This is a genomic window from Microcystis sp. LSC13-02, from assembly GCA_002282935.1.
GTDB lineage: Bacteria > Cyanobacteriota > Cyanobacteriia > Cyanobacteriales > Microcystaceae > Microcystis.
In genome coordinates this window covers 1-8,039 of the sequence record MTBT01000079.1, presented here as the reverse complement: position 1 = coordinate 8,039, position 8,039 = coordinate 1, and the positions used below count along the sequence as shown (strand labels likewise).

Here is an 8,039-nt window from a genome sequence, read left to right as displayed (position 1 = left end):
AACAATTGACAAAAATCGCTAAATGCCTTTCTATATAAGGGTTACATCCCTTATAACCCCCGTCCATTGCATAACACAAACCGAAGAGCCCCTTTTTTTAAGTTTCTTCTCTTTTTGTTAAGAAAGATCTGACTAATGGATAGCTCTTTAGGGTCGTTTCATTCTCTCAAATGTCATTATCTCAAATCCTTATCTGCCAACGTTTTTAGTCGATTTCTCGGAATAAATAGCTGAAAATTTTTAAAAACGTCGTGCTTTGCTTACCGCATAAGCGATTAAAGGTAGCAAAAAAAAGAATTAGATTCGGAGAATGAAACAGCCCTACTAGGGTTGGGGGGTGTTGCCCTTTGCCTCTTGCAAGAGTGCAAGAGTGCCTCGTCTGGCCCAAGCAATTTAAATTACGAACAGCTTATAAGACGTTTTTGAACCACCAAAAATTAATTATGCAAGAGGTTTAATAAATAAAAGGGCATCAGCAAATGATACCCTGTGGCTGAATATTTAAGTAGTTACAGATTTGATCATAAGGATGAAGTATGCTCTTATGTGCGCTCGTCTCCTGACTCGGAGAATTCTGACTCCCGAAAACGAAAACTTTATACTTCATCATTAAGATAAACCCCCTTCTTAGGCGGTGCGTTTTTTCATACTACCTAGTTCTCGAATGCCTAACCAACCGATCAAACTATAGCAAATCGATAGCAACATACTTTGAATACCAATTCTTAACCACTGTTTCAAAGCCTCCAAGTTAGCTTGGCTTTCTGCCTGTTTTCGCCGATCTTGCAGCTGAGTTTGTAGCTGATTTTTGATCTCATCTAATCGCTGTTTAAACTCCTTCGGTTTTTTGGATAAATCCCGTAAATTAGTTAATTGTTCTCTTTGTTGACGTAGGGTCTGTAACTGTTCCGTGTTGATCGGTTGTCCTTGGAAACGACCAGTTTCAATTACTTGATTTCTCTGAGAGATCTCCTGTTCTAATAGTTGGGGATTTTGCGATAGAGTATTTAACTGGGCTAAGAAAGCTTGAATTTGTCCCTCCCCTTGATCAACACCCTGTTCAATTTGAGTCAAAGCGTTGTTTTTAATCTGGTTGATATTATTGATATGAACAGGAATCATCAACAGAAAAACTAAACCCAACAGTGTGGAAAGAATAAAAATCGGCCAACGCAATTCAAAGCGGGATTTTCTAGGAATGACATCTTTATTGTTGGAGTCAATCCAGTAAGCGATTAAAACGAGAACGATACCCAGGAGAGGAACAATTCCTCGATCGACAAAGGTGGTGACGAACCCTACCTGCCATTGGGATTGACTGAATCGATAGGGCAGCGGCAGGATAAACCCATCCAAAAGGAAGGAAATAATGAAAACCAATCCCGTTAATTTCAGGGACAAAGAAGTAAAACTGTTCATCGCTGTTTCTGTAATGGTATGTCAATGAATAGATTCATTAGTCTGTTTAAAAGTTCTCGCTGGGGGTTCCCAGAAGGATTTTGCCGAGAGGCACTCCGACAAACTGCAATTTCTAATTAACTCTTGCTCGACCTCCTGCCCAACACTATGGTTAAATTGTTCTGCTTGTCAACCCCTTTCGAGAATCGACTCTAGAAATATTACCTCAATATGGTATCGGTAAACTTAATCCCTTTCAAAGAATAAAATTTTCCCAAGCTCTCAGATGAGTCCTGAATGGTTAGCCTATAGTAAAGACAGCCCCCTGAGTTGATAACAAAACCCATGCAGAAATTGGTGGAAGTTTTAGCTGATAAACAAGCTCTGATCGCAAAATCTCTGGCGCTGGTTCTGGAAAAAATCACAACCAGCCTCGACCAACAGGACTATTTTACGATCGCTCTGTCCGGCGGTAGCACCCCGAAACCTCTCTACGAGGCTTTATCCTCTCAACCCCTCGACTGGTCAAAAATTCACGTTTTCTGGGGAGATGAGCGCTACGTTAGTCCCAAGCATCCTGACAGTAATCAACGCATGGCCCGGTTAGCATGGCTCGATCGCATACCGATCCCGGCCGCTAATATTCATCCTATGCCCACGGATGACCCCGATCCCCAGCTGGCCGCCCAAAAATACGATGATCATCTCCGCCAATGGTTTGGGGTCAATTCTCCCGATTTTCCCGTTTTTGACCTGATTTTATTGGGAATGGGCGATGATGGTCACACCGCCTCTCTCTTTCCCCACACGGCAGCTTTAACGGTGAGCGATCGCTGTATCACCGTCGGCGAGAAAGACGGCAATCCCCGCTTAACTTTTACCGTTCCCCTGATCAATCAGGCCCGTTGTGTGATCTTTATCGCTGCCGGCGAAAGTAAACGCCCCGCTCTACATGAGATTTTCTCTGCCTATGGTGACTCTTTCTCCTATCCTTCTCGTCTCATCCACCCCCCGGCCGGGGAATTATATTGGTTGCTCGATGCGGCCGCTGGTTCCTCTTTTGTCTAGGGGATAGGGTCAACTAAAACCCAACCCCTAATCTGCTTTTTAACTTTTTCCTTTTTCCTTAAAAATGATCGTTTGTCCTAATTGCGAACATACTAACCCCGATGAGGCCAGTCAATGCGAGGCCTGTTACACTCCCCTGCCGCGGATGTCTTCCTGTCCTAGTTGTGGGGCAACCATCCAAACTGATGCCACCTTTTGCGGTCAGTGTGGCTACAATTTACAGCCTAATTCCCCTGCCATGGTGGCAGCCGAGGCCGAACCGGAACCGGAACCGGAACCGGAACCGGAACCGGAACCCGTCCCACCAGTCCCTACACCCACCGTCGCCTCGATCGCACCTCCTCCTGTTGCTCCTCCACCAGTTCCGGCTGCCACCCGCTTACAGACGGAAATAGCTAGTCTGCAGCACCTGCAAACCGATAGCAAAATTGAATTACCCCTACATCTATCGGTAATTCATATCGGCAAACCTAACGATCGCATTCCCCCCGATATCGATGTTTCCGGTTTTCCCGATTCTGATATCGTCTCCCGGGTTCATGCCGATATCCGCGTCGAAGCGGGCATCTATTACCTCGAAGACAGCGGCAGCGCTAACGGAACCTACGTTAATCACAACCCCCTACCCCCCGGCAATCGTCATCGTCTCCGGGCTGGCGATCGCATTTCCCTCGGTAAAGGGGACAAAATGACTTTTATTTTCCAAATGTCCTAAAAGGGGACAGGTGTTAGGGGTTAGGGGTTAGGGTTTTAGTTGAATTTCCCCATTTCCCCATTTCCCCATTTCCCCATTTCCCCACTTCCCCACTTCCCCACTTCCCCACTGAAAATTATGCGTACAAATTGGCGAATCGGCTCTTTATTGGGCATTCCTCTCTATATTGATTCCTCGTGGTTTTTGATTCTGGCTTTTGTCACCCTGATCAATGCCACCGATGCAGAAATTCAGTCTCTGGCCGCTCAGAGTTCTGTTTTAGCGTGGTTACTTGGTTTAATCATGGCTTTATTGCTGTTTATCTCGGTTTTACTCCACGAATTAGGTCATAGTTTCATGGCTCGTTCCCAAGGCATCCAGGTCAATTCCATTACCCTGTTTCTCTTTGGAGGTATGGCCTCGATCGATCGAGAATCTCGGACTCCTCCCCAGGCCCTGCAAGTAGCGATCGCTGGACCCCTCGTCAGTTTTCTCCTGTTTTGTCTCTTATCCCTAGCCAGTCACTTACCCTATTTAAACGCTAATTTAACCTATATATGCGGGCATTTAGCGATAATTAACCTGTTTTTGGCTCTATTTAATCTTATCCCCGGTTTACCCCTCGATGGGGGTCAAATTTTCAAAGCAATCGTCTGGCAAGCAACTGGCGATCGCTGGAAAGGTTTACATTGGGCTGCGATCAGTGGTCAATTAATCGGTTGGTTGGGGATTATTTTGGGGATTTTCTTGGTTCTCTTGACGGCAGCTGTGGGGGGTGCTTGGTTAGGATTAATAGGCTGGTTTATCCTCAGAAATGCCCGCGCCTACGATAATTTGACTAATTTACAGGAAAGTCTCCTCAATTTCACAGCGGGAGAGGTGATGAGCAGAAATTGGCGGGTTTTAAACGCCCATCAAACCCTAGAGGAATTCGCCCAAGAATACGTTTTAGACCAAGCAGCCGCCAATACTGCTTATTTTGCTGCGTCCGAGGGACGTTATCGGGGATTAATTCGGGTGGAAGATTTACAGGCGATCGAGCGGAGTTTCTGGTCAGAAAAACAACTGCTTGATATTGCCCATCCCCTCGCAGAAATTCCCAATGTTGAGGAAAAAACCCCCTTAGTGACGGTGGTGCAGAAATTGGAAACCATCCCGGACCCAATGATCACGGTGTTAACACCAGCCTCCGCCGTAGCGGGAGTGATCGATCGCGGCGATATCCTCAAGGCAATTGCGATTAAATACCAACTTCCCCTAGAGGAAACGGATATTAAACGCGCTCGCGAGGGAGTTTATCCCAGTTATTTGCCCTTAAATGTCATTGCTGCCGCTCTTGACAAGAGTGAACCGCCAAAAATCGGCGAACCGTCCTTAATGTCCTGACGTAGAGAGGATGGACGATAATAATCTTGAATATGGCTAATCCGAAAATTTCCTCCCTGGTTAACCTGCCACAATTTCCCCGTTTCCACATCTAAACAACTTAACCAGCCTTTACCGTAGGCCCAAGTATCGATACAAATGGCATGGCCGAGATTAATCGGTTTACCGCTTTTTTGGCTGGTATGACCACAAATCATGGTTTTTCCCGAACTATGGGCGGCTGGATCTTGAAATTTCTCCCAAAAGAGTTTGTATTCTGGTTGTCTGGCCAGGGGTAGATGGGGATCGAGACCAGCGTGAACAAATAAATGATTTGCAGTTTCGTAGCTATTTATACAGACTTTTCCTAAAAAATCCCAGTGAGATTCAGGAATTTTAATCAGGTGGCCTTCGCTATAGGATTTTAGCGTGGCTTTACCGCCTTTTTCTAACCAGAGACGCTGTTTGAGGGGGTTATGACGGGCTTGCAGCATGATAATCTCGTGATTACCTTTGAGGGGAATCAAATTTCCCTGTTTATGTAGGTAAATCAAGCGATCGATCACCCCTTTCGAGTCTCTGCCCTTATTAACGTAATCACCGAGGGTGATTAAAGTATCTTGCGGTTTGGGATTGACGATCTCTAGCAAGTGATCTAGAGCTTTCGAGCAACCATGAATATCGCCGATCGCTAAGGTTCGCATGAGGATTTGGTAGGGGACTAGGGCATAGGTAGGGTCTGCTGAAAAAGTTTTTCGTGGGTGCAGGGTGTGGGGTGTGGGGTGTAGGGTTTTACCGATTTTGAGGTAGTCAGTTACCTAATTTTCAGGGAAAAAGTCCCGGAATTTTACCCCCGATCACTCCAATGGTCCGGCACTTTTTGAGGGAAAAAAAGTCTAAAAGCCTTATCCAACAAAGTTTTTAGATTTATTCAGCCAGCCCTAGGTACAGGTAAAAGTATTAAAGAAATCTGTTCACGACAAACAGCGATTATCGGTGATCTTGCTTAGGGTAACAAAAAGGCTTACAGTAAAATGTACCATAAATTATCAAATCTACTAAATTAATTAAGCTGTGCCGAAAGTTGTTATTGCAGGTAACTGGAAAATGTACAAAACCCAAAGAGAAGCTTTGGAGTTTTTGCAAGATTTTAAATCCCATCTAGAGGAAACCCCCGACGACCGAGAAGTAGTTCTTTGCGCGCCTTTCACCGCTTTAGCTGTCCTCTCTAAAACCCTCCACGGTGGTCGTATCCGTCTGGGGGCGCAAAATGTCCACTGGGAAAAATCGGGGGCTTATACGGGCGAAATCTCGGCGGATATGTTAACCGAAATTGGGGTTCACTATGTGGTTATCGGTCACAGTGAACGCCGGCAATATTTTGGCGAAACCGATGAAACCGTCAATTTAAGGGTCATATCTGCCCAAAAACAAGGTTTAATCCCGATTATCTGCGTGGGAGAAAGTAAAGCCCAAAGAGATGCCGGAGAAACGGAAAAGGTAATTATCAAGCAAATTCAAGCAGGTTTAGTCAATGTTGACCAAAAAAACCTCGTTATCGCCTACGAACCCATCTGGGCGATTGGCACGGGGGAAACCTGCGAAAGCGAGGAAGCGAACCGCGTTATCGGTTTGATTCGGCAACAATTAGATAATCCCGAAGTAACCATTCAGTACGGTGGTTCGGTAAAACCCGATAATATCGATGAAATTATGGCTCAATCGCAGATAAACGGGGCTTTAGTCGGTGGGGCGAGTCTAGACCCCGCCGTATTCGCCCGCATTGTTAATTATCGCTAATTGATGCTGCTGCCATGACGCTATTTTCCAAAACCCCGATGCCTTCTATTTCCACCCGAACCTTATCCCCCACCTGCATCGCTCCGATTCCTTCGGGAGTTCCCGTTAAAATCACATCCCCCGGCAGCAGGGTCATCACTTGGGAGATATAAGCCACCAAGACATCGGGGGGAAAAACCATATCACTGAGATAACTGCTTTGTTTGGGTTCGCTGCCATCATTGAGAAAAGTGGTTAATTGGGCCCCGATACTCAATTCCCGGACAATCCAAGGGCCGAGGGGACAAAAACTGTCAAATCCTTTCGCCCGCGTCCATTGGCTATCTTTTTTCTGTAAATCCCTAGCGGTGACATCGTTAGCAATGGTATAACCCCAGATTTTGCTTCTGGCTTGGGCTGTGGTGCAGTTTTTGGCGGTTTCTCCGATAATTAATGCCAATTCTCCCTCATAATCCACTCTTTGGGATTGGGGCGGATAAAAAATCGTTTCACCATCGGCGATAATTGTTGTCGGTGGCTTGAGAAATAAAAGCGGTTCTTCTGGTACAGGTGTTCCCATCTCGGCGGCGTGGGCGCGGTAATTTTTGCCCACAGCAATAATTTTCGACGGGAAACAGGGGGCTAATAGTTGGTAGCTATCAGATTCTAATTCTAGCTTGGTTAGTTGCCCTCCTTGCCAGGGAGGGGCATCAAAGACAGCAACGCTACGGTTTAGCTGTAACAGTCCGTAGAAGATTTGTCCTTGACGATGTTTCACTCGTACATAGCGTTGCGCCATATTTTTCTGGGAATGACTAGCGATCGACTCTCGGATAGTAGTATGATCATATATCCTTGCTTCTTTATTAAAAGCTAGAGAGTTATGAAAATCAATTAACCTCCGGTCTTGACAAAGAAGCCTTCTAGTCCATAAGGATTCTGAGATGAGCAATAACTACGAAACTCTTTACATTCTCCGTCCCGATTTAGGGGAAGAAGTCGTTCAGCAACAAGTGGAACGTTATCGGACTCTGATTAGCGAACACAGCGCCACAGACATTCAAGTTAAGGTGTGGGGTAAAAAACGTCTGGCCTATCCCATCAAAAAACTCAATGATGGTGTCTATGTGCAGATGAATTATCAGGCAACCGGCAAACAAGTCGCCCCCATGGAACGCACCATGCGTTTAAGTGATGAGGTTATTCGTTATTTAACCCTAAAACTCGATCGCGTGGTGGCCCCTCCTGCCGATTTATCTCCCTTAACGGAAATTCCGCCCTCTCCTATCACCGAAGCGGTGGTGGAAGATGACAGTATCTCCGCTGAAGATTAATTATAGTCACAACTCGGTCGGGTCAATGCCCAATTCCCGTAATCGGGCAAAAGCGCGATCGCGTTCTTGTTGTGCTTGGTTGCGTTCTTGTTGTGCTTGGTTGCGTTCCTCAAAGAGGGTTTCAGGGTCTTTAAATCGTTCCCCATTGGGATAAAAGACCTCTAAACCCTCTTCAAACATCTCAAACCGAATCCCTAGGATTGGGGAAGTCCAGGGAAAATTCAAGGCCGTTACCGGGAAAAAATCCTCTTGCTGATTGGCCCGCACCAATCCCCAGAAATCATGGGAGTCTGGGTCATAGAAAAACATTTCTAATACCCCATGCTCTCGATAGAAAGACTGCTTTTTGAGCATTTCCCTGGCACTATTGCTCGGAGAGAGGATTTCAAACACCACCTGGG

Annotated in this window: 8 protein-coding genes and 1 pseudogene; 5 read left to right on the top strand and 4 right to left on the bottom strand. The window is 45.9% G+C overall.

The features are described from left to right. Window positions 1-627: 627 nt before the first annotated feature. Window positions 628-1,419: an HpsJ family protein gene (locus BGL89_RS04810; RefSeq protein WP_286824701.1), complete on the bottom strand. Its 792-nt coding sequence runs from the start codon at window positions 1,417-1,419 to the stop codon at window positions 628-630. A gap of 324 nt (window positions 1,420-1,743) precedes the next feature. On the opposite strand from BGL89_RS04810, the gene pgl reads away from it, so the two are divergent. The 3 genes from pgl to BGL89_RS04795 all read left to right on the top strand — a co-directional run bounded on the left by pgl (window position 1,744) and on the right by BGL89_RS04795 (window position 4,546). Further along, a complete protein-coding gene (gene pgl / locus BGL89_RS04805) occupies window positions 1,744-2,466 on the top strand; it encodes a 6-phosphogluconolactonase (protein WP_286824700.1) in 723 nt (240 codons plus the stop codon). Between the two features lie 64 nt (window positions 2,467-2,530). Beyond that, on the top strand, window positions 2,531-3,181 hold the full coding sequence (locus BGL89_RS04800) for a double zinc ribbon and FHA domain-containing protein (protein ID WP_286824699.1): 651 nt from the start codon (window positions 2,531-2,533) through the stop codon (window positions 3,179-3,181). A gap of 117 nt (window positions 3,182-3,298) precedes the next feature. Continuing rightward, window positions 3,299-4,546, top strand: a complete 1,248-nt coding sequence (locus BGL89_RS04795; RefSeq protein ID WP_286824698.1) for a site-2 protease family protein — start codon at window positions 3,299-3,301, stop codon at window positions 4,544-4,546. Here the strand turns inward: BGL89_RS04795 and BGL89_RS04790 are convergent. Next, window positions 4,465-5,229 (bottom strand): metallophosphoesterase family protein, encoded by a 765-nt coding sequence (locus BGL89_RS04790; protein WP_286824697.1) that lies wholly within the window; start codon window positions 5,227-5,229, stop codon window positions 4,465-4,467. The genes BGL89_RS04795 and BGL89_RS04790 overlap by 82 nt on opposite strands. Before the next feature lie 370 nt (window positions 5,230-5,599). On the opposite strand from BGL89_RS04790, the gene tpiA reads away from it, so the two are divergent. After that, window positions 5,600-6,325: a triose-phosphate isomerase gene (gene tpiA, locus BGL89_RS04785; RefSeq protein ID WP_286824696.1), complete on the top strand. Its 726-nt coding sequence runs from the start codon at window positions 5,600-5,602 to the stop codon at window positions 6,323-6,325. Here tpiA and BGL89_RS04780 read toward each other — a convergent pair. Further along, window positions 6,312-7,103 (bottom strand): fumarylacetoacetate hydrolase family protein, encoded by a 792-nt coding sequence (locus BGL89_RS04780; protein WP_286824695.1) that lies wholly within the window; start codon window positions 7,101-7,103, stop codon window positions 6,312-6,314. The two genes, tpiA and BGL89_RS04780, sit on opposite strands and share 14 nt — an antisense overlap. Window positions 7,104-7,248: 145 nt before the next feature. Here BGL89_RS04780 and rpsF point away from each other — a divergent pair, with 145 nt between their 5' ends. After that, window positions 7,249-7,638, top strand: a complete 390-nt coding sequence (gene rpsF, locus BGL89_RS04775; RefSeq protein ID WP_286824694.1) for a 30S ribosomal protein S6 — start codon at window positions 7,249-7,251, stop codon at window positions 7,636-7,638. Window positions 7,639-7,644: 6 nt separating this feature from the next. On the opposite strand, the pseudogene BGL89_RS04770 reads toward rpsF, so the two are convergent. Then, a pseudogene (locus BGL89_RS04770) lies at window positions 7,645-8,039 on the bottom strand (Uma2 family endonuclease); the annotation flags it as partial.

Excerpts from the sequence above, each read along its gene's own strand:
- BGL89_RS04790 (WP_286824697.1), bottom strand. The coding sequence starts at position 5,229 with ATGCGAACCTTAGCGATCGGCGATATTCATGGTTGCTCGAAAGCTCTA.
- pgl (WP_286824700.1), top strand. The coding sequence starts at position 1,744 with ATGCAGAAATTGGTGGAAGTTTTAGCTGATAAACAAGCTCTGATCGCA.
- BGL89_RS04810 (WP_286824701.1), bottom strand. The coding sequence starts at position 1,419 with ATGAACAGTTTTACTTCTTTGTCCCTGAAATTAACGGGATTGGTTTTC.
- BGL89_RS04780 (WP_286824695.1), bottom strand. The coding sequence starts at position 7,103 with ATGGCGCAACGCTATGTACGAGTGAAACATCGTCAAGGACAAATCTTC.
- BGL89_RS04800 (WP_286824699.1), top strand. The coding sequence starts at position 2,531 with ATGATCGTTTGTCCTAATTGCGAACATACTAACCCCGATGAGGCCAGT.
- BGL89_RS04795 (WP_286824698.1), top strand. The coding sequence starts at position 3,299 with ATGCGTACAAATTGGCGAATCGGCTCTTTATTGGGCATTCCTCTCTAT.
- rpsF (WP_286824694.1), top strand. The coding sequence starts at position 7,249 with ATGAGCAATAACTACGAAACTCTTTACATTCTCCGTCCCGATTTAGGG.